We start from the raw sequence: 19,351 nt of genomic DNA, 5'->3' as shown, positions 1-19,351 counted from the left end.
CTGTTAATACGCCTGGCGCTACTCTCCTGTTCCCGCCCTCAGGCGCGCACCAGCGTTCCGGCGCCCCGGGCGGTGAAGAATTCGAGCAGCATCGCGTGGCCCACCCGCCCGTCGAGCACCACGGCGGCCTCGCACCCGGCGCTCACGGCGTCGATGCAGGTTTCGAGCTTGGGCACCATCCCGCCGCGGATCACGCCGTCCTCGCGCAGTCGCTTGATGTCGGCGGGGGTGAGGTCGGTCAGCAGCTTGCCCTCGCCATCCAGCACGCCGGCCACATCGGTCAGCAGGAACAGCCGCGCCGCGCCCAGCGCCGCCGCAATGGCGCCTGCCATGGTATCGGCGTTGATGTTGTAGGTCGCTCCGTCGGCGCCCGGCGCGATCGGGGCGATCACCGGGATCATGCCGGCTGCCACCATGGTATCGATCACCGTGGTATCGACATGGGCCGGCTCGCCCACAAAGCCGAGATCGACGACCTGTTCGATATTGCTGTCAGGATCGCGGGTGGTGCGGCTGACCTTGCGAGCGGTGACCAGCCCGCCATCCTTGCCGGAAATGCCGATCGCCTTGCCACCAGCGCCTGCGATCCAGCCGACCAGCTCCTTGTTGATCGCGCCCGACAGCACCATTTCCGCGACCCTGGCGGTGGCCTCGTCGGTGACGCGCAGGCCGTCGACAAAGGTGCTCTCCACCCCGAGGCGGGCGAGCATCTGCCCGATCTGCGGGCCGCCGCCATGCACCACCACCGGGTTGATGCCGACCGCCTTCAAGAGCACGATATCCTCGGCAAAATCGCGCGCGGCTTCGGGATCGCCCATTGCGTGGCCGCCGTATTTCACCACGAAGGTGCGCCCGGCGTAGCGCTGGAAATAGGGCAGCGCCTCGATCAGCACTTCGGCTTTCGAAAGGTCGGGCGCTTCGGCGCGGGGGTGATGGGTCTTGTCGGTCACGCGAGGGTTCCAATCCGCTGGTCGCCCCGCGCCCTAGCGCCCCTTGTGCGCGGGGCCAAGCCGCTTGCTGCGTGCATTAGGCAATTGCTGCGTGTGGTGATATCATTCCGCCCAGCGAGGTGACGATGACCAATCAAACCGGCGATGATGCAGACAAGGATGGCCCCGGCAGCGGACGGCGTCAGGGCGACAGGCGACAGGGGGACGCGCCGATCAGCGGCCCGGACCGCCGCAAGGGCGAGCGCCGTTCGGGCGCCGACAGGCGTTCCTCCCCGCGCGAGGACAGCTAGGCAATCCGGCAGGTTGAAGGCCGGGCATCGCCTCATACCCGGCCCGCACAAACCGCGTGTCAGGCGGGGTTCGCGCCCTCGGCCTCCAGCATTTCCGCGATTTCGTCGAGCAGGTGGAGCCGCTCCTTCTTGAGCGCTTCGACCCGCTCGTCGCTGGCGGCTTCGATCTCGGCCTCGATCCGGTGGATTTCGCGGTTCACCGCATGATGCCGCTCGGCAAGCCTGGCGAAGTGGGCGTTGGTCACCTTGAGGCGGTGCAGCGCTTCGGCGTCTTCGGGGAAGGCATCGTGGAGTTCGTTGGGGGTGTGCGCGGACATGAGGTTCTCCCTTGGTTACCCCTCCCGACTAGCCGCCGGATCGGTGCGGGTATTTGACCGGAGTCAAAATCGCCTCTGGTGCAGGCTGGAGGGGGTCTAAAGTGGGTCTGGAAGGGGTCTGGAGCGACCTGGGAGGGGTCTAAAACCGCCTGATTTTTCGCCAAACCTCTGAAAGGTAAGCAAAAGCCAGTTTCGGAGCACACTTGCGGCGAAAAGGCACCCTTCCACACCACCATCGCACCGGTCCGGCATAGGCGGGGTGCGGGCGGTAGGAAACTGCGCTACACCCCGCGCCATGCCCCTAGCCGCACCCGCCCCCGCCTCCGCCGCGCCCCGCCGCCTCCTGCCGCTCGCGCTCCTGCTGCTCGCCGGATGCGCCACCACGCCCGCCGCGCCTCCCAGCCCGCAGGACGCCTTCTGGGCCGCGCTGTCGAGCCATTGCGGCAAGGCCTATGCCGGACGCATGGTCACCAGCGACGCCGCCGACGCCGACCTTGCGGGGAGCGCCATGGTGATGGCCGTGCGCGATTGCTCCGCCACCCGCATCGCCGTGCCGTTCCACGTCCAGAACGCCGACGGCACGTGGGACCGCTCGCGCACCTGGCTCATCACCCGCACCACAGGCGGCGCCCTGCGCCTCAAGCACGATCACCGCCACGCCGACGGCTCTGCCGATCCGGTCACCTTCTACGGCGGCGACACCGCCGCTGCCGGCACGGCGCGCATCCAGTCCTTCCCCGTCGACGCGGAGTCCATCGCGATGTTCCGCCGCGAGGGGCTGTCCGCATCGGTCACCAATGTCTGGTCGGTCGAGGTCGACCCAGTGGGCGCGCCGGGCGGGGTCTATGCCTACACCTTGCGCCGCACGGTGGCGGGAGGAGCGCCCGCCGAACGGCACTTCCGCGTGGAGTTTGATCTGACCCAGCCCGTGGCCCTGCCGCCGCCTGCGTGGGGGTGGTGAGGGGGCGTCAAAACTTACTGAGAGGCTGGCTGTTTCGGCGGGTATTGCATTGGGCACAAAGCGGTCGCAGATTTTCATAGCTGTCGAGGCAAGATTTTTCGAACTTTTTGTAAACACCTGCAGAACGGATCAGTTGAAACAAAATAATACCGGTATCCGAAAGCGAATAGCGATCATCCATGGTTCCTTCGGATGCAGCCCAAATGGTATTTTGGCGGCCCTTCATGCCCTTGGCGGCCGCCCTTGTCGCTCCAGCATGTCGGAAGAATTTGGCAACGGCTTCAGTGTTGTTGCCCTCTATTGGTCGCGAGTGATCAATCTGCATTGCTTGGATTGGTAGGACTATTCCACAATGCCAGCAGGGTATCGACCGCTGATAAATGAAAGGTTGGGGCTGACCTTGCTGGTCAATGCACTGCCATTGCACCGGATGGGCGCTCATGTGATAAAAGGTTTGCCATGATTGATCGTGCAATACGTGGCGATGATTTCCCTTTATATCGTCTCTGATGCGGAGCAGGAAGAGTTCCAGCTGCGCCATTGAGATTTCCGCACTGCCTGCCGGGCCATTGATGCGGGCAATCCTATCCAACATGTTTCTTCGACTAAATGATCCTTCGAAAAAGGTGCGCTTGGTAGTTTTAACGATCTGTCCGCGCTCGATCGTATGGTCGTCTACTACCAAGTCACGCCGCATTTTTCCCAAAGCAGTTTCGATTTCCGACTTGATTGACATGCCACCCTCGCTTCGACTCGAGCCGCCCACGAATATAGTTTCATCAAAGCGTTACGCTGTAAAGGAAACGAAAAATGTCAGGGCAGTCCTGCAAAAGTCTGAGCGGGGACGCTAGAGCGGTTTCCGGCGCAAGCAGCGGGATCCCGGATCATGACGGGGCGACGAAGAAAGGGTGCGGCCCTTACACCCCCCGCCCCTGACCTGATCCGGGGCGGGGGCGGTGGATGGCGGCGCATGGCAACACCGTGCTGCGCTTTGCCAATGGCGATGTGCGGGAGAATATCGAAGGCGTGGTGAGCGTGATCCGCGCCGAGGTGGAGCGGCTGCGGGGGCTGAAGGGAAGCTAACTCCCCTCCCGCTTGCGGGGAACCGCAGGTGTGGCGCAGCCACAGCGGCAGAGGGTGGGAGCGAGCCGAAGGCGAGCCTTATGACAGCGGGATGGACCTGCGCCGACAGGTCCGGACTTGCCCACCCCTAACCCCTCCCGCAAGCGGGAGGGGGATTGGAACGCGCTGGTTCTCCCCTCCCGCTTGCGGGAGGGGTCGGGGGTGGGCGAGTCTTGCCCGGATCTACTGCGGGGTGTAATTATCTGAAATGCCTGAGTGGAAGCCCCGAAACACCGCGCGCGCCCGTGCGCTGCGGCGCAAGGCGACGGGGCCGGAGCGGACGCTGTGGGCGTTTCTTGCGAAGAGCCAGACGGGCGCGAAGTTCAGCCGCCAGATGCCGGTCGGGCCGTGGTTCGCCGATTTCCTTTGCCGGGAGCTGTCGCTGGTCGTGGAACTCGACGGGTTCAGCCATGATGTTGCGCCTGAACGGGATGAGCGCCGCGACCGATGGATGGCGGCGCACGGGTTCACTGTGCTGCGCTTCAGCAATGATGATGTGCAGAGGAACGTCGAGGGCGTGGTGACCGCGATCCGGCTTGAGATCGAGCGGCTGCGGGGGCTGAAGGGGGGGCGCTGATCTACCCTCCCGCTCGGGGGAGGGGGCGGGGGTGGGCGCAAGCCAAGGCCCCTATTTCAATCTTTATTCGTCAAGAATTGCAGGTGGGAGGGAGCCAGCAATCGTCGACATGAACCCGGTAACGCTCCAATCTCTTGTCGTGTATAGTACCGACATATCCATAACAATGGTCATGACAGCAGTAATTTTTTGCACAGAGATTGGCTTTATACCAACCGGTGACAACATATCCTGGCGCAATGCTTGGCTCACTTGCTTAGGCTTTTTTAAGATTTGCCCACGCTCGATGACTTCTTCTCCAGAAAGCACACGGGTAAGACCCTGAAAATTTAGGCGAACATATCCAAGTATTAACGCGCGAACCCTAGGGTGTATACCCGCAACATCCGCGAGGCGAACTTCCATTCGAAGGAAATGATCAAGCGGCATGGGCTCTGCTGAGGGCCGGTGCCAATATCGACGCTCGCTCTTTGTTGAAGGGTATGCGCCGAGACGCATCAAAAATTCATGCCATTGGACTGAAGCTACCGCGCGAGTTCGACCGCGCTCGACTCGCCCTCGCATGAATATCTCGCGAGCGCCAGACAAGTCACCGTCGCGTCCAGAGAAAATCTCTTCAAGAAGGTACGCGGCTTGTTGGGCTCGCTTAGATTCGAGAAATTGCTCGAGGAGTTCAATTAGCGAACGGCTCTCAGACTCTGAGAGCTCAACATATTCTTGGCTGCGATTTGCGGTCCAGCCTTGCTCCTGCTGAAGGACTAATTCCGACAGCAGGCGCAAAAGCTCTTTGTCAAAGGAAGTTAAGAAAGGCTCCGGTGAGTAGATAGCAATAGGCTCGCAATCACTCCGCCGCTTGCACCCCAAACAGCCCGGCCTCCGCCTCGCCCTCAGCGCCGCCCTCATTCGCAGCCTTCGCCTTCTGGCGCTTGTCGAAGCTCGACCACACGGTGTTCCAGTCGCCCCGCGTTGCGCCCTTCGAATATTCGGTCGCGCGGGTTTCGAAGAAGTTGGCGTGTTCCACCCCGTTCAGCAGCGGCGCGAGCCAGGGGAGGGGGTGTTCCTCGATCATGTAGATTTCCTGCAGGCCCAGCTGCTTCAGACGCCAGTCGGCGATGTACCGGATGTAGCGCTTGATCTCCTTGGCGCTCATGCCGTTCACCGGGCCCATTTCGAAGGCGAGGTCGATGAAGGCGTCTTCGAGACGCACGGTCTTCTGGCAGATGTCGATCAGGTCTTCCTTCACCGCCTTGGTGAGGCACTGGCGTTCCTCGCAGAAGGTGTGGAACAGCTTGATGATGCCTTCGCAGTGCAGCGATTCATCGCGCACCGACCAGCTGACGATCTGTCCCATGCCCTTCATCTTGTTGAAGCGCGGGAAGTTCATCAGCATCGCGAAGGAGGCGAACAGCTGGAGCCCTTCGGTAAAGCCGCCGAAGGCTGCCAGCGTGCGGGCGATATCCTCGTCGGTGTCGACGCCGAACTGGCCGAGGAAATCGTGCTTGTCCTTCATCTCCTCGTATTCGAGGAAGGCGGAGTATTCGGTTTCCGGCATCCCGATGGTGTCGAGCAGGTGCGAATAGGCCGCGATGTGCACCGTCTCCATGTTGGAGAAGGCGGCGAGCATCATCTTCACCTCGGTCGGTTTGAAAACGCGGCCGTAGTTTTCGTGGTAGCAGTTCTGCACCTCGACATCGGCCTGGGTGAAGAAGCGGAAGATCTGGGTGAGCAGGTTGCGCTCGTGATCGGTGATCTTCTGCGCCCAGTCGCGGCAATCCTCGCCCAGCGGCACTTCTTCGGGCATCCAGTGGATCTGCTGCTGACGCTTCCAGAAATCATAGGCCCAGGGGTACTGGAACGGCTTGTAGGTCGAACGGGCTTCGAGCAGCGACATGGCGGGTAACTCCTGGATCAATTCGGTATAGCATATACGCAGGGCGCGCCTGCGCGGATTCATCAGGGGGCGTAGGCGATCATCACGATCAGGCTGCCGACCAGCAGCATCCCGCCCATCGGCACATGGATCATCGCCGCGTTATGGGCGTGGCCGGTGCCTTCTTTCTTCAGCTGGATGACAGCGCGCACCACGAACACCAGTCCGACGACAACCCCCAGCAATCCGGCCCAGAACGGCAATTCCATGATCAACTCCCCCTGTGTGTGATGGCGCGGGGGGCGGGCGGGCAGGGGAGTGCCCCCGCCGCGCCCGGCCCGCGCGGGCCGCTTACTGGCAGCTCAGGCATTCCTCGTAATCGGTCTGCTCGCCGCTGGCGGAGAGTTCGATCCGGGGGGCTTCCGAGGTGTTGTCCGCCTCCACCCCGCCGACGAAGCCGGCGCGCTGCACGCTCTTGGAGCGGAGGTAATAGAGCGACTTGATGCCGCGTTCCCACGCCTGATAGTGCAGCATCATCAGATCCCACTTGTCGACATCGGCCGGGATGAACAGGTTCAGCGACTGGGCCTGATCGATATAGGGCGTGCGGTCGGCGGCGAATTCGAGCAGCCAGCGCTGGTCGATCTCGAAGCTGGTCTTGTAGACCGCCTTTTCCTCCGGCGTCAGGAAGTCGAGGTGCTGCACCGATCCGCCGCGTTCGAGGATCGAGTTCCAGACATTGGTCGAGTTCTTGGCCTTCTTGTCGAGCAGCTTTTCGAGATAGGGGTTCTTGACGATGAAGCTGCCCGACAGGGTCTTGTGGGTGTAGATATTGGCCGGGATCGGTTCGATGCAGGCGCTAGTCCCGCCGCAGATGATCGAGATCGACGCGGTCGGCGCGATCGCCATCTTGCAGCTGAAGCGTTCCATCGCGCCCATGTCGGCCGCGTCGGGGCAAGGGCCGCGCTCCTGCGCCAGCAGCATCGAAGCCTCGCACGCCTTCGAATGGATGTGCTTGAACATCTGCAGGTTCAGCGCCTTGGCCATCGCGCTTTCGAAGGCGACGCCCTTTTGCTGGAGATAGGAGTGGAAGCCCATCACCCCGAGGCCCACGCTGCGCTCGCGCGCGGCGGAATACTTGGCACGGGCCATCTCGTCCGGCGCGCGGTCGATATAGTCCTGCAGCACGTTGTCGAGGAAGCGCATCACGTCCTCGATGAACTGCTTGTCGCCCTTCCACTCTTCCCAGGTTTCGAGGTTGAGCGACGACAGGCAGCACACCGCCGTGCGGTCATTGCCGAGGTGGTCGATGCCGGTCGGCAGGGTGATTTCCGAGCACAGGTTCGAGGTCGAAACCTTGAGGCCCAGATCGCGGTGATGCTTGGGCATCATGCGGTTCACGGTGTCGGAGAAGACGATGTAGGGCTCACCGGTCGCCAGACGGGTTTCGACCAGCTTCTGAAACAGCGAACGCGCATCGACCTTGCCGCGGACCGAACCATCGCGGGGCGACTTCAATTCGAACTCGGCACCTTCACGCACCGCGTTCATGAACTCGTCGGTGACCAGCACGCCGTGATGCAGGTTCAGCGCCTTGCGGTTGAAGTCGCCCGAAGGCTTGCGGATTTCGAGGAACTCCTCGATTTCCGGGTGGCTGATGTCGAGATAGCACGCCGCCGAGCCGCGCCGCAGCGAGCCTTGGCTGATCGCCAGCGTCAGGCTGTCCATCACGCGCACGAAGGGGATGATGCCGCTGGTCTTGCCGTTGAGACCGACCGGCTCGCCGATGCCGCGGACATTGCCCCAATAGGTGCCGATCCCGCCGCCCTTCGACGCGAGCCACACGTTCTCGTTCCAGGTGCCGACGATCCCTTCGAGGCTGTCCTCGACCGAGTTGAGGTAGCACGAGATCGGCAGGCCGCGGTTGGTGCCGCCGTTCGAGAGCACCGGGGTCGCGGGCATGAACCACAGGTTCGAGATGTAATCATACAGCCGCTGGGCGTGATCCTGATCATCGGCATAGGCATCGGCCACGCGGGCGAAGAGATCCTGATAGACCTCGCCGGGCAGCAGGTAGCGGTCGGTCAGGGTGTCCTTGCCGAAATCGGTGAGGCGCGCATCGCGGCTGGCATCGGTCACAATCGTGAAGCGGCGGTCGTTGACCTTCTTGCTGTCCGACTTGGCAGCGTCCTTCATGGCAGTCGCCATCGCGCCGACAAGTGCCTCGCCCGCCTTGGCCGCGATCAGCGCGTCCGAGCCTGCATCAGTGGTTTTCATCGTCACGGCCTTTTCATCCCCTGCGGCAGCCGCATTGGCCGTGCCTGCATCCAATTCATTCACAACATCACCCGGCACGTTTTCGCTCGCCTTGAAATCCATCAGTAGCCCCACTTGTCCCCCGAATCGGGACGATGACGCAAGAGGCCATGTTCCGATTCTGTTCTATACCGGGCGGTCCACAGACTTGCCAACAGGATGAGCCCGAAAAGGGCCTGCTGCCGCCTCTGCGAAACGCTTTGCGGTGCGCCGCGAAAACCCCCTGCGCCGGCGAATCCTTCCCCTCGGGCCCCTGTCGGAGCGGACGGAAAATCACCATGGCTTGGGGGTCCGATTTGCACCGAACCACTAGATGATGAATCAGGCGGGGAGTCCCGTCAACGGGCGATTAACCCGTAAATTACCATATGTGGTGGCAGCCAAACTGCCGCGAAGCCCGCGACGCGTGGAACAAGCTTGAGTCGCGCGGCCTGCAAGCCCCAAATTGAATCTGTGAAGAAAAAAATGGTGATTGAATCATTCGAATCCAACCGTGAATCTTTTGCACCGATGCAGGCATGATTGTTGCGCTGTCGGCGTGCGGCGCGGCCGCGGCGCGAAACCTGCCGCGCCGCACCCCGCCACCGGGTCCGGTTTCGCTCAGACGAATTCGGCGCGGAAGGTTTGATCGGCAGGCAGGGCGCTGTGCGGAGCAAGCGCAAGATCGCTCAGGCCTGCGAGGATATCCGCCGCAGGCGCGCCGATCGCTGCCCGTCCGCCTGTGTCTTGCGCCGCGAGCGGCTGCTCTGCGCGCAGCATCGCCTCGCCCGAAGAAGGCTGGCTGAACCAGCCCGCCCATGTCTCCGGCCCGAAGCCGTTGGTGGTGAGGTAGTCGATCACTTCCTGCTGGCTCTGATAATTGGCGTAACGGATGTTCCCGTCCGCCTCCATCAAGGCCCGCAGGTAGGCGGTGCCATCGGTGAGGGCGAAGTAGACCTCCTGCAGCCCGTCATTGTCGTAGTCGTCGGCACCCAGCACGCGGTTGATGTTCTCGATCTGCAAGTCGTTCTGGAAGCGGCGCTGGCTGTCATTGTCGCTGCCTGCCTGCACGATCCCGGCCGCGACCAGCGGGTCGATGTAGATCCCCGCCACGCGGGTCTCGCCCGCCCAGCTGAAATCGTTGAAATAGACGAGGCCATCAGGTGCCGTGCCGACGGTGGCGAACCTGCCAATGGCGCGGTTGACGAGGATCTGGTCGATGTCGCCATCGCCGTTCACATCGGCAGACCCGATGCGCAGCCAGCTGCCATTGCCGCCCAATGCATTGCCATCGAAATCGCGGATCGCGTTCATGGCGGTCTGGTAAATCGAGGGATCGGCGGTGTTGAAATTGACGCTCACCCCCGTGCCCGGCAGCAGGCGCAGGATCTGGTCGTCGAACCGCGCGAACTCGATTCCGAACAGCCGGTCCTCGCCATCGGGGCCGATGACGCCGAAGGAGAAATCGGTGAACTGGACGATGGTGTAATTCGCAAGGTTGCCCGCGAACACCGCCACATCGATGTTCGCCCCGCCGCGGATTTCGTCGCTGCCCCCGCCGCCGAAGAAGACGTTGGCGCCGTCATTGCCGGTCAGGCGGTCATCGAAAGCCGAGCCGGTCAGGTTTTCGATGCTGATCAGCGTATCGAACCCGCCGCCGATGGTGTTCTGCTGCCCGGTGTTGGACAGATCGACCCTCACCCCCTGCGTCGCGTCGCGGTAGCTGGCGGTATCATTCCCGCCGGCCCCGTCGAGCCTGTTGATACCCGTTCCGCCCACCAGAATGTCGTTGTTGCCGCCGCCGGTCAGCCGGTCGTCGCCCACACCGCCGATCAGCTCGCCATCGCCCTCGATGGTGTCGTTGCCATCCCCGCCGTCAAGGATGTTGAAGCCGTTGTAGTCGAGCAGTGTGTCGTTGCCCTGACCGCCGATCAGCCAGTCATTGCCGAGCCCGCCGTCGAGCATGTCGTTGCCCTGGCCGCCCTCGATGCGATCATTGCCGCCGCGTCCGAACAGCGCATTGTCGAGCGCATTGCCGATGATCAAGTTGTTCTGGTCGTTGCCCGTGCCGCGCCGCGCCGCGCCTTCGAGATTGAGCTGTTCGACGTGCGCGCCGATTTCGAAATCCACGATGGCGGTGACGATGTCGTAGCCTTCACCGGTGTTTTCGAACACCCGGTCGCCTGCCGAATCGACGGTGAAGCGGTCATCGCCCAGCCCGCCGTGCAGTTCATCCTCGCCGCCGCCGCCTGCGAGAATGTCATTGCCCTCGCCGCCGAAAATCCGGTCATTGCCCGATGATCCGGTGATGCGATCATTGCCGCCCAGCCCGTCAATCGCGGCGACGCCTTCCAGAACGATGCTGCTGCCGAAATCGACGAGAGTGAAGTCGTCGTTCAGATTGGTGCCGACAATGCGGAAATTGGCAAAGCCGCCTGACGAGACGACATCGATGCCGGTCACCACCGCGCGCGCGGCAGTCGGGTCCTGTTCCAGTGCCGCGGTCCATTGCAGCGACGAATTGCCGGCCGTCGCCCGTATGGTGTAGCTGCCCGAACCGCCGTCGATCCGGTCGGTGGTGAGGCCTGCCGCAAGCAGCACGGTCGCGCTCGTGCCGCGCAGGGCGATGGTGTTCTGCCCCGCGCCGCCGCGCACGATATCACCATCGCCGAAGCTGTTGATGGTATCATTGCCGGTGCCGCCGATCAGCTCGCCCGAACCCGACAGGAAGTCGTTCCCCGCCCCGCCATCGAGCAGGCCGAAGCCGTTGAGCGAATCATTGCCGGCCCCGCCGTAGAGCTCGTCATACTGGCTGCCGTTGAAGCCCAGGGTGCCGCCGTAGAGCGTGTCGTTGCCATTGCCGCCCGAAAGGATATCGGACCCGTTGCCGCCGATGATGGTATCGGCTCCGGCACCGCCGGTAATCGTGTCGTCGCCCTCGAACCCGTCGAGCGTCACGCCCGCAAGGAATGGGGCGCCAAGGGTCAATCGGTCGCTGAAACCCGTGAACCGGAATTCGAACACCTCGAAATTGCGGACCGGCGCGGTGCCGCCCGTGCCCGCGATCGCGGCAAAATCGAAATCGAGCCCGCCGCTGCTGCTGATCACCCGCAGCGTGTCGGTGCCCGCGCCGCCATCGATATCGTCCCCTGCATCAAGCCCGTCGAGCAGGACGAGATCATCGCCCTCTCCCGCCGCGACCACATCGACGCCGCGCCCGGTATCGATGGTGTCGTTGCCGCTGCCGCCGGTGATCGTGTCATTGCCCGCTCCGGCGCTGATGACATCGTCGCCGTCACCGCCGTCGATGATGTCATTGCCTGTGCCTGCCGTAACATTGTCGTTCCCGGCCCCGGCGGCGATCCGGTTGTCACCCAGCAGATCCTCGATGGAATCGTTCCCGCCGAGACCGGTAAGCACATCATTGCCCGCCCCGCCATTGATCGAATCCGGGCCGTTGCCGCCGGTCAGGGTGTCGTTGCCATTGCCGCCGCTCAGGGTGACGCCGAAGATGTAGTTCGGCCCGTAGATCACGGTATCGTCGAAATTGCTGGAATCGCCGAGGTAATCAACCCGCTCGATATCGGTGACCCGCTGCCCGCCGATCAGCAAGGACCCATCGATCGGGAAACTGGTGAAGTCGATGACAATGGCCTCGCGCAGCAGGCCGCCAAAACCGGTGCCGAAGATGTCCAGCGTGTCGAAACCGGCCCCGCCGATGTAGAGATCGTTGGAACCGGAGAAGGTGATCCGGTCATCGCCTGCACCGGCATCGATCGTGTCGCGCTCGCCGTCGCCGATGCCGGCGTTGATTTCGTCATTGCCATCGCCGCCGTCGATCGTGTCGGCGCCGGTGCCGCCGTTGATGAGGTCGTTCCCGGCCCCGCCGATCAGCGTATCATCGCCTTCATCGCCGTCCAGCTGGTCATCGTCATCTCCGCCGTCGAGCCGATCGTCACCGGCCCGCCCGCGCAACCTGTCGCGCCCGCCAAAGCCGCGGGCGGTGTCATCGAGATTGGTGCCTTCGTAGGTATCGTCACCCGCGGTGCCATCGAAATTCTCGCCCGGCGGGGTCGCCGCGTTGGGATCGAATTCGAGGTTGAAGGCGGTGAAGTCCGCCACCTGCGTGTTCTGGAAGATGAACAAGGTCGAGCTGTTGTTGATCTGCCGGAAGGTCCAGATGATGTGCACATCATTGCCGACCTGCACGAGGCTGGTTTCGTTGAAGGCGAAGGGATTGAACCCCGCGTTGCCGGTAAAGCCGGTTTCTTCCCTGATCCAGTCGCCCCACACCAGCCGGTCGCCGCCGTCGCCGGTCTGGAAATCGGTGATGGTGATCGGGTCTGTCGTATCGATGTCCCGGATGCCGTTGACATCGACAATGTCGGCACCGAGGCCGAGCGTCAGGCTGTTGTCGCGGATCGGGGCGATGAAGGTGATCCGGTCGTTGCCCTCGCCCAGATCGAGCACCAGAGCGCTGCTCGAATTGAAATCCCACAGCACGCTGTCATTGCCCGCCCCGCCGGAAATGGCTTGCGGATCACTGGCCAGGAAACTGCCGGAATAGCCGGAGATGTTGATCGTATCATTGCCGCTGCCGCCATCGATGATGTTGGCGCCAAAGGCATCGGTGATCACATCATCGCCATCGCCGCCGATGATCGTGTCATTGCCGATACCGCCGGTTATGGTGTCGTTACCGCTGCCGCCGTCGATATCGTCATCGCCATCGCCGCCGTCGATCGTGTCATTGCCGCCGAGCCCGCGCATCGTGTCCGCGCCCTGCGTGCCGGTGAGGGTATCGTCGCCTTCGGTGCCGGTGATGACATCGCCCGGCCCGCCCGCTGCCGGATCGAAGCCGCCGAAATTGTGCGCGGTGAAATCCCCGATCTGCGTGTTGCGGAAAATCCCGATCACCAGTGCCGCACCTGAGGCATTGCCCGATGCGTAGAAGGTCAGAATGCTGTCCGCGCCATCCTGCGTCAGGGTGAAATGGCCGGAGGAGAAGGGGTTCTGCCCCGAACTGTAAGTCGCCGAGCGGAAGTTCATCCGCGGGAAGGTGAAGATGTCGCCCGCATCGCCCGGCGTGAAATCGCGGATGATCAGGCTGCCGAACCGGTCGAATTCGACCCTGTCGATCCCGCTGCCCAGCGTGATGTCGGTGACGTAGAGCCCGTCCCCTTCGGCCAGCAGCCGGTCATCGCCCGCGCCGAGATCGATGGTGAACAGCCCGCCGGTGCCGGCGTTGATATAGACGAAATCATCGCCCGTGCCGCCATTGACGGTGACAGTGTTGCGCGTGCCGCCAAACCGCTGGATGACGATCACATCATTCCCGCCATCGCCATTCAGGACATCATTGCCGCCGAAGCCATCCTCGATGCGGTCATTGCCGTCACCGCCGCTGTAAACGTCGTCCCCGCTGGTGCCGCCGAAGAAATCATCGCCCGGGGTGCCATTAAGCGGTGCAAGGTTGCCCTGCTTTTCCGGTTCCGCAGGCAAGGCGCGGCCAGCCCGGATGCCATCGCCAAACAGGCCGTCCCACCACGGGCCGGCATAGGCGAACGGGTCAGCCCGATTGATCCGCAGATCGCCTGAACCAGCGAAGCTGTTGAGGGACAGCCGCGAAAACCGGGACAAAACCGACATCAAAAACCCGCCTTCGCCTGGGGAACCTGCACCGGGGTGCTGGCTCCAAGGCTAGTCGGCCCAAAAAATGCCCGCAAGTCAAAAGGGTGTTTTTGCGGTGTGCGCCCCTCAGCCTGCCGCCAGCAGGCTGGCATTGCCGCCTGCTGCCGTGGTGTCGATGCACATCACCCGTTCGGTGGCGAAGCGGGCGAGGTAGTGCGGCCCGCCGGCCTTGGGCCCGGTGCCCGACAGGCCCTCGCCGCCGAAGGGCTGGCTTTCCACCACCGCACCGATCTGGTTGCGGTTGACGTAGAAATTGCCGACCTTCGCGCGGCCCTGCACAAATCGCCGCGTTTCGGCGATGCGGCTGTGGAGGCCCAGCGTCAGGCCGAAGCCGACGCTGTTGATGTCGTCCACCACCTGCGCCAGATCGCCCGATGCGAAGCGCACCACGTGCAGGATCGGGCCGAAATGCTCCGCCGCCAGCTCGCCGATCCCGCCGATCTCGATGATCGTGGGCGCGACGAAGCAGCCTCTGGCGGTTTCGGCGGGCAGCGGAAGGCGCTCGACCCGGCGGCCGCTCGCCTCGCTGCGGGCGACGTGGCGTTCGAGCGCGGTCTGCGCGTCGGTATCGATCACCGGGCCGACATCGGTGGCAAGATCCGCCGGATTGCCGACTGTCAGCGCCGCAAACCCGCCGCGGATCATCTCCAGCATGGTGTCGGCAATGTCTTCCTGCAGATAGAGCACCCGCAGCGCCGAACAGCGCTGGCCCGCGCTCTGGAAGCTGCTGGCGAGCACATCGCGCACCACCTGTTCGGGCAGGGCGGAGCTATCCACGATCATCGCGTTCTGGCCGCCGGTCTCGGCGATCAGGGTCGCGATCGGCCCGTCGCGATTGGCGAGCGCGCGGTTGATGATGCGGGCGGTTTCGGTCGATCCGGTGAAGGCGACCCCGGCAAGACGCGGATCGGCGGTGATCATCTGCCCGACCGCCCCCGCGCCCGGCAGCAGTTGCAGCGCTTCGGGCGGGATGCCCGCCTGATGGCACAGCTTCACCGCCAGTGCGGCGATCAGCGGGGTCTGTTCGGCGGGCTTGGCGATCACGGTGTTGCCCGCCGCCAGCGCGGCAGAGGCCATGCCGATGAAGATCGCCAGCGGGAAGTTCCACGGGGAGATGGTGGCAAACACCCCGCGCCCGTGGAGCGAGAGCGAGTTTTCCTCCCCCGTCGGCCCCGGCAGGATGGTGGGTTCAGCAAACTGCCGCCGCGCTTCGGCCGCGTAGTAGCGCAGGAAATCGACCGCCTCGCGCAGTTCGAGCACCGAATCGAGCAGGGTTTTGCCTGCTTCGCGCTGGCACAGGCTGAGGAATTCAGGCGTGTGCGCCTCGAACAGTTCGGCGGCTTCCTCCAGCAGCAGCGCGCGCGCCTCGCCGCCCAGCGCGTCCCAGCCGGGCTGGATCGCGGCGGCACGGGTGAAGGCCGCCTCGACCTCCTCGGCGGTGGCATCGCGGCGGGTGCCGACCACGTGGGCGAGATCGTGCGGGCTGGTGATCGGGGCGATTTCACCGGGGGTGGCAGCGGGGAAGGTCGGCTCGGCCCGCCACTCGGCGCTCTCGAGCATCGCCAGCTTCGCCAGCAGGGGCTCGCGCACCAGCGGGTCCGACAGGTCGATCCCGGCGCTGTTGCGGCGCGCGCCGAAGATGTCGGCGGGCAGCGGGATCGCCGGATTGCGGCGGGGGCTGAGCGCCGCCAGTTCCGCCACCGGATCGCCGACCAGCTCCTCTGCCGGAATATCGGCATCGCCCATGCGGTTGACGAAGCTGGTGTTGGCCCCGTTCTCCAGCAGGCGGCGCACCAGATAGGCGAGCAGTTCCTTGTGCCCGCCCACCGGAGCGTAGATCCGCACCGGGGTGGGATTGTTGCCCTCGACCTTGCGCAGCGCCTGATAGACCTCCTCGCCCATGCCGTGCAGGCGCTGGAATTCGAAGGGTTTGCCGGCGGAAAGCGCCTTGATCGCGCCGATGGTGTAGGCGTTGTGCGTGGCAAAGGCCGGGCGGATCACGTCGGCGTGCTCGAACAGCCGCACCGCGCAGGCCAGATAGGACACATCGGTCGCCACCTTGCGGGTGAAGACCGGGTAATCGCTGTAACCGCCGACCTGCGCGAGCTTCACCTCGCTGTCCCAGTATGCGCCCTTGACCAGTCGCACGAACAGGCGGCGCCCATGCCTGCGGGCAAGCTTGCCTGCCCAGTCGCACATGGCAACGCCGCGCTTCTGGTAGGCCTGGATGGCAAGCCCGAAACCTTCCCAGCGGCTGCCATCGGCGCGGCGGAACAGATCGTCATCACCGACCAGTTCCTCGATGATGTCCATGCTGAGTTCGAGCCGCTCGGCCTCTTCGGCATCGATGGTGAAGTGGATGTCGGCATCCCGCGCCTTCACCGCCAGTGCGCGGATCACCGGCACCATCGCGGCGCGGGCCTCGGCGGCGTGGAAGAAATTGTATTTGGGATGCAGCGCCGAAAGCTTCACCGAAATCCCCGGCGAAGCGGCAACGCCCGCGCCCGCCTCGCGCGAGAGGCGGTCCAGCGCGCTGTCATAGGCCTGCCGGTATTTCTCGGCATCGGCAAAGGTCATCGCCGCTTCGCCCAGCATGTCGAAGGAATGGGTGATGCCCTGTGCGCGTTCCGGCGCAGCGCGCTTCAGCGCCTCGTCGATGGTGCGGCCGAAGACGAACTGCCCGCCCAGAATCTTCATCGCCTGACCCGTGGCGGTGCGCACCACCGGCTCGCCCAGCCGGTTGATCGCGCGCTTCAGCACCCCGCCCATGCCGCGCTGGCGCACATCGGGCGGATCGAGCACTTCGCCGGTCAGCATCAGCGAGAAGGTGGCGGCGTTGACGAAGGTGGAACTGCTCTCTCCCAGATGCTCGCCCCATTCGATGCTGCCGATCTTGTCGCGGATCAGCGCATCGGCGGTGGCGGCATCGGGCACGCGCAGCAGCGCCTCGGCAAGGCACATCAGGGCAATGCCTTCCTCGGTATCGAGGCCGTATTGCTGGAGAAAGGCATCGATCCCGCTGGCCTTGTGGGCGCGGGCGCCGTTGATCAGCGCGATCGCGAGCGTCGCCGCCGCATCGTGCACCTTTGCCGCCGGCGCGGCCTGATCCAGCCGCTCGGCAATGCAGGCTTCCTCGTCCTGCCGGTAAGCGCGGCGCAGATCGCTGCGATCGAGAGCGGGAAAGGCGGCGGCAGCATCAGCCATATCTGGTTTCACCTGAAACGATTCGGACAATAATCCGGCCCTCTGGACGGCAAGAGGCTGCGCTTCAAGTTCGGTCTTTGCAACCGGCCTGCTTGATCGCCCGCGCGCGCAGGGTTAGCCTGTGAATGCTATCAGGGGATCTATCGCATGCGCATGTTCTGCTTCCACTGCCGCGACGGGGAGGATGGCGGACGGCTGCGGGCGATCCACCGCCCGGCGCATCTCGAATTCATCCATGCCAACGCCGATCATTTCGTGATCGTCGGCCCGCTGAAACGCGCCGACGGGCTGATCATCGGATCACTGCTGATCGTGAAGGCCGAGGACGAGGCCGCAGCGCGGGCGATTCTGGCGGACGACCCCTATCTCACCGGCGGCGTGTGGCAGCTGATCCGGGTGGACGAATTCACCCCGCTGCTGGGCGACTGGGCCTAGCGGCGCGACGGCGGCTTTCGGGTGTCGCCGGATGGTGTGTGATTGGCGGGAAGTGGGTGGGAAGCGGACGTTAGCGATTGCCGAGAAAACTCTTAACGATTTCGCCCGATTCATGAGCGAACTGACGAAACTCATCGTCCGATGCACTCTGCATCCTTTCCGTATCGGCGTCGCAGAGTGCGGCGATGCTCGCATCCACATCTGCCTCAGACAGTCCCTCCGCAGCGCCCGCCGCTACGGCTTCGGACCTGCACATGCGGAATAGCTCGGTGAGGCTTTGCTTGTAGGCCTTATCCGTTGTCATACCCGACGCCACATTCAGAAAAGCTGCTCGCCGAGTGGCTTCCTTTGCTTCCGCGAAGGTTGCGGGGTTCGCCGGTGTAGTTGCCTCCGACTTATTGCGTCGCCAGAACATCAATCATGACCTCGATGTTTTTCCGAACAGCGATGATAGCCGCATCTCCAACGTCCACACAGGGGTCGTTTCCAGAATATCTGCTTTTATCCCGGTTACTGCCAAACCTGCCATTCCCCGCACCGACGCAACAGAAAAGCCCGGAGCCGTGCAGCTCCGGGCTTTCCATGTGGCCCGCCCAAAGGGGTGTGGGGCGGGGGAGGGGTGGCGGATTAACGCAGCAGCGACAGCACGTTCTGCTGCGACTGGTTGGCCTGCGCCAGCATCGCGGTCGAGGCCTGGCCGAGGATCTGGGCCTTGGCGAGCGCGGTGGTTTCGGCCGAATAGTCGGTGTCCTGGATCCGCGAACGGGCGTCCGACAGGTTGGTCGACACGTTGGCGAGGTTGTTGACCGCCGATTGCAGGCGGTTCTGGCCGGCACCCAGCGTGGCCCGGGTGGCGGAGATCGATTCGATGTCGGCATCGATATCGGCCAGCGCGGTGCGGGCCGCGCTACCATCGGCGCCGGTCACGTCGAACGAACCGGCCGCGCCGCCGCCAGAGGTCAGGGCGGTAAGATCGTCGAGCGTCAGGTCAACCGTGTCGACATCGTTCGCACCGGCCAGCACGGTCACCGTCGCGGTCGAACCGTCGAACAGGGTCACGCCGTTGAATTCGGTGTTGGCGACAACCTGGCCGATCTGCGCGGTCAGTTCGTCCACTTCGATCTGGATGTTGTCACGGTCGGTCGCGGAATAGGTGTCCGAACCGGCCTGGACCGCCAGTTCACGAACACGCTGGAGCATGTTGGTCACTTCGTTGAGCGCGCCTTCGGCGGTCTGCGCCAGCGAGATGCCGTCATTGGCGTTGCGGATGCCCTGGGCCATGCCGCGGATCTGCGAGGTCATCGAAGCGGCAATCGCGAGGCCGGCGGCATCGTCGGAAGCGCTGTTGATGCGGCTGCCGGTCGACAGGCGCTCCATCGAGGTGCCGAGCATCTTGTTGGCCGAAACCGCAGCATTGGTGGCGCGCAGGGCCGAGATATTGGTGTTGATCACAGTCATTGTCGAAACTCCTGAATGGTCAGGCAGGACGAACTGGCCCGTCGCTGCTGGCCAATAGAGCGGCTGCCTCTCAGGATGTTTAAGCGGGAAAATTTTATCGTTATAAATCAGACATGTGAATGAGATTTCCGGCAGGAGGCCCGCAGCCGGGCCGGAATTTCGGGGGTTTCCCGCCACCGCT

The 19,351-nt window shown here is 63.8% G+C and carries 15 protein-coding genes and 1 pseudogene; 5 read left to right on the top strand and 11 right to left on the bottom strand.

All coding sequences use genetic code 11. The features are described from left to right. Positions 1-38 precede the first annotated feature (38 nt). Entirely contained in the window at positions 39-950 is a 912-nt protein-coding gene (gene argB, locus ACU0AG_RS10280; protein WP_482782186.1) for an acetylglutamate kinase, read from the bottom strand. A gap of 125 nt (positions 951-1,075) precedes the next feature. Between argB and ACU0AG_RS10275 the strand changes: the two genes are divergently transcribed. Beyond that, positions 1,076-1,240 (top strand): hypothetical protein, encoded by a 165-nt coding sequence (locus tag ACU0AG_RS10275; protein WP_482782185.1) that lies wholly within the window; start codon positions 1,076-1,078, stop codon positions 1,238-1,240. 59 nt (positions 1,241-1,299) lie between these two features. Here ACU0AG_RS10275 and ACU0AG_RS10270 read toward each other — a convergent pair whose 3' ends face one another. Next, on the bottom strand, positions 1,300-1,557 hold the full coding sequence (locus ACU0AG_RS10270; protein ID WP_482782184.1) for an HP1242/YdcH family protein: 258 nt from the start codon (positions 1,555-1,557) through the stop codon (positions 1,300-1,302). A gap of 295 nt (positions 1,558-1,852) precedes the next feature. Between ACU0AG_RS10270 and ACU0AG_RS10265 the strand changes: the two genes are divergently transcribed. Further along, the gene (locus tag ACU0AG_RS10265) at positions 1,853-2,518 is read left to right on the top strand and encodes a hypothetical protein (RefSeq protein ID WP_482782183.1); all 666 of its coding nucleotides are present in this window, start codon (positions 1,853-1,855) and stop codon (positions 2,516-2,518) included. A gap of 7 nt (positions 2,519-2,525) precedes the next feature. On the opposite strand, the gene ACU0AG_RS10260 is transcribed toward ACU0AG_RS10265, so the two are convergent. Further along, positions 2,526-3,254 carry a hypothetical protein gene (locus tag ACU0AG_RS10260; RefSeq protein ID WP_482782182.1) on the bottom strand — a complete coding sequence of 243 codons (729 nt, stop codon included), beginning with the start codon at positions 3,252-3,254 and terminating at the stop codon, positions 2,526-2,528. 215 nt (positions 3,255-3,469) lie between these two features. Between ACU0AG_RS10260 and ACU0AG_RS10255 the strand changes: the two are divergent. Beyond that, positions 3,470-3,601 (top strand): annotated as a pseudogene (locus ACU0AG_RS10255) (DUF559 domain-containing protein); the annotation flags it as partial. 247 nt (positions 3,602-3,848) lie between these two features. Further along, positions 3,849-4,217, top strand: coding sequence for an endonuclease domain-containing protein (locus ACU0AG_RS10250; protein WP_482782181.1), 369 nt, complete (start codon positions 3,849-3,851; stop codon positions 4,215-4,217). Between the two features lie 63 nt (positions 4,218-4,280). On the opposite strand, the gene ACU0AG_RS10245 is transcribed toward ACU0AG_RS10250, so the two are convergent. The 6 genes from ACU0AG_RS10245 to putA all read right to left on the bottom strand — a co-directional run bounded on the left by ACU0AG_RS10245 (position 4,281) and on the right by putA (position 17,277). Next, on the bottom strand, positions 4,281-4,997 hold the full coding sequence (locus ACU0AG_RS10245; RefSeq protein WP_482782180.1) for a hypothetical protein: 717 nt from the start codon (positions 4,995-4,997) through the stop codon (positions 4,281-4,283). 61 nt (positions 4,998-5,058) lie between these two features. After that, positions 5,059-6,108 (bottom strand): ribonucleotide-diphosphate reductase subunit beta, encoded by a 1,050-nt coding sequence (locus ACU0AG_RS10240; RefSeq protein WP_482782179.1) that lies wholly within the window; start codon positions 6,106-6,108, stop codon positions 5,059-5,061. Positions 6,109-6,170: 62 nt separating this feature from the next. Further along, positions 6,171-6,356 carry a hypothetical protein gene (locus ACU0AG_RS10235; RefSeq protein ID WP_482782178.1) on the bottom strand — a complete coding sequence of 62 codons (186 nt, stop codon included), beginning with the start codon at positions 6,354-6,356 and terminating at the stop codon, positions 6,171-6,173. An 82-nt stretch (positions 6,357-6,438) separates the two neighbouring features. Continuing rightward, a complete protein-coding gene (locus tag ACU0AG_RS10230; RefSeq protein ID WP_482782177.1) occupies positions 6,439-8,466 on the bottom strand; it encodes a ribonucleoside-diphosphate reductase subunit alpha in 2,028 nt (675 codons plus the stop codon). Between the two features lie 537 nt (positions 8,467-9,003). Further along, a complete protein-coding gene (locus ACU0AG_RS10225) occupies positions 9,004-14,031 on the bottom strand; it encodes a beta strand repeat-containing protein (protein ID WP_482782176.1) in 5,028 nt (1,675 codons plus the stop codon). 108 nt (positions 14,032-14,139) lie between these two features. Beyond that, positions 14,140-17,277, bottom strand: a complete 3,138-nt coding sequence (putA, locus tag ACU0AG_RS10220) for a bifunctional proline dehydrogenase/L-glutamate gamma-semialdehyde dehydrogenase PutA (protein ID WP_482782175.1) — start codon at positions 17,275-17,277, stop codon at positions 14,140-14,142. 147 nt (positions 17,278-17,424) lie between these two features. Between putA and ACU0AG_RS10215 the strand changes: the two genes are divergently transcribed. Beyond that, positions 17,425-17,712, top strand: coding sequence for a YciI family protein (locus ACU0AG_RS10215; protein WP_069309208.1), 288 nt, complete (start codon positions 17,425-17,427; stop codon positions 17,710-17,712). Positions 17,713-17,782: 70 nt separating this feature from the next. On the opposite strand, the gene ACU0AG_RS10210 is transcribed toward ACU0AG_RS10215, so the two are convergent. Further along, a complete protein-coding gene (locus ACU0AG_RS10210) occupies positions 17,783-18,127 on the bottom strand; it encodes a hypothetical protein (protein ID WP_482782174.1) in 345 nt (114 codons plus the stop codon). 212 nt (positions 18,128-18,339) lie between these two features. After that, complete coding sequence (locus ACU0AG_RS10205; RefSeq protein ID WP_482782173.1) at positions 18,340-19,170, bottom strand: flagellin N-terminal helical domain-containing protein; 831 nt, start codon at positions 19,168-19,170, stop codon at positions 18,340-18,342. Positions 19,171-19,351: the final 181 nt, after the last annotated feature.

It is taken from the genome of Erythrobacter sp. RANMB8, assembly GCF_056848235.1.
Note: the sequence above shows the minus strand (reverse complement) of the source record. Positions and strands in the feature narration are given on the sequence as shown.

Bases quoted from the DNA above. Each gene is read 5' to 3' on its own strand.
- ACU0AG_RS10275 (WP_482782185.1), top strand. From the start codon at position 1,076: ATGACCAATCAAACCGGCGATGATGCAGACAAGGATGGCCCCGGCAGC.
- ACU0AG_RS10270 (WP_482782184.1), bottom strand. From the start codon at position 1,557: ATGTCCGCGCACACCCCCAACGAACTCCACGATGCCTTCCCCGAAGAC.
- ACU0AG_RS10265 (WP_482782183.1), top strand. From the start codon at position 1,853: ATGCCCCTAGCCGCACCCGCCCCCGCCTCCGCCGCGCCCCGCCGCCTC.
- ACU0AG_RS10260 (WP_482782182.1), bottom strand. From the start codon at position 3,254: ATGTCAATCAAGTCGGAAATCGAAACTGCTTTGGGAAAAATGCGGCGT.
- ACU0AG_RS10250 (WP_482782181.1), top strand. From the start codon at position 3,849: ATGCCTGAGTGGAAGCCCCGAAACACCGCGCGCGCCCGTGCGCTGCGG.
- ACU0AG_RS10240 (WP_482782179.1), bottom strand. From the start codon at position 6,108: ATGTCGCTGCTCGAAGCCCGTTCGACCTACAAGCCGTTCCAGTACCCC.
- ACU0AG_RS10235 (WP_482782178.1), bottom strand. From the start codon at position 6,356: ATGGAATTGCCGTTCTGGGCCGGATTGCTGGGGGTTGTCGTCGGACTG.
- ACU0AG_RS10230 (WP_482782177.1), bottom strand. From the start codon at position 8,466: ATGGATTTCAAGGCGAGCGAAAACGTGCCGGGTGATGTTGTGAATGAA.
- ACU0AG_RS10225 (WP_482782176.1), bottom strand. From the start codon at position 14,031: ATGTCGGTTTTGTCCCGGTTTTCGCGGCTGTCCCTCAACAGCTTCGCT.
- putA (WP_482782175.1), bottom strand. From the start codon at position 17,277: ATGGCTGATGCTGCCGCCGCCTTTCCCGCTCTCGATCGCAGCGATCTG.
- ACU0AG_RS10215 (WP_069309208.1), top strand. From the start codon at position 17,425: ATGCGCATGTTCTGCTTCCACTGCCGCGACGGGGAGGATGGCGGACGG.
- ACU0AG_RS10210 (WP_482782174.1), bottom strand. From the start codon at position 18,127: ATGTTCTGGCGACGCAATAAGTCGGAGGCAACTACACCGGCGAACCCC.
- ACU0AG_RS10205 (WP_482782173.1), bottom strand. From the start codon at position 19,170: ATGACTGTGATCAACACCAATATCTCGGCCCTGCGCGCCACCAATGCT.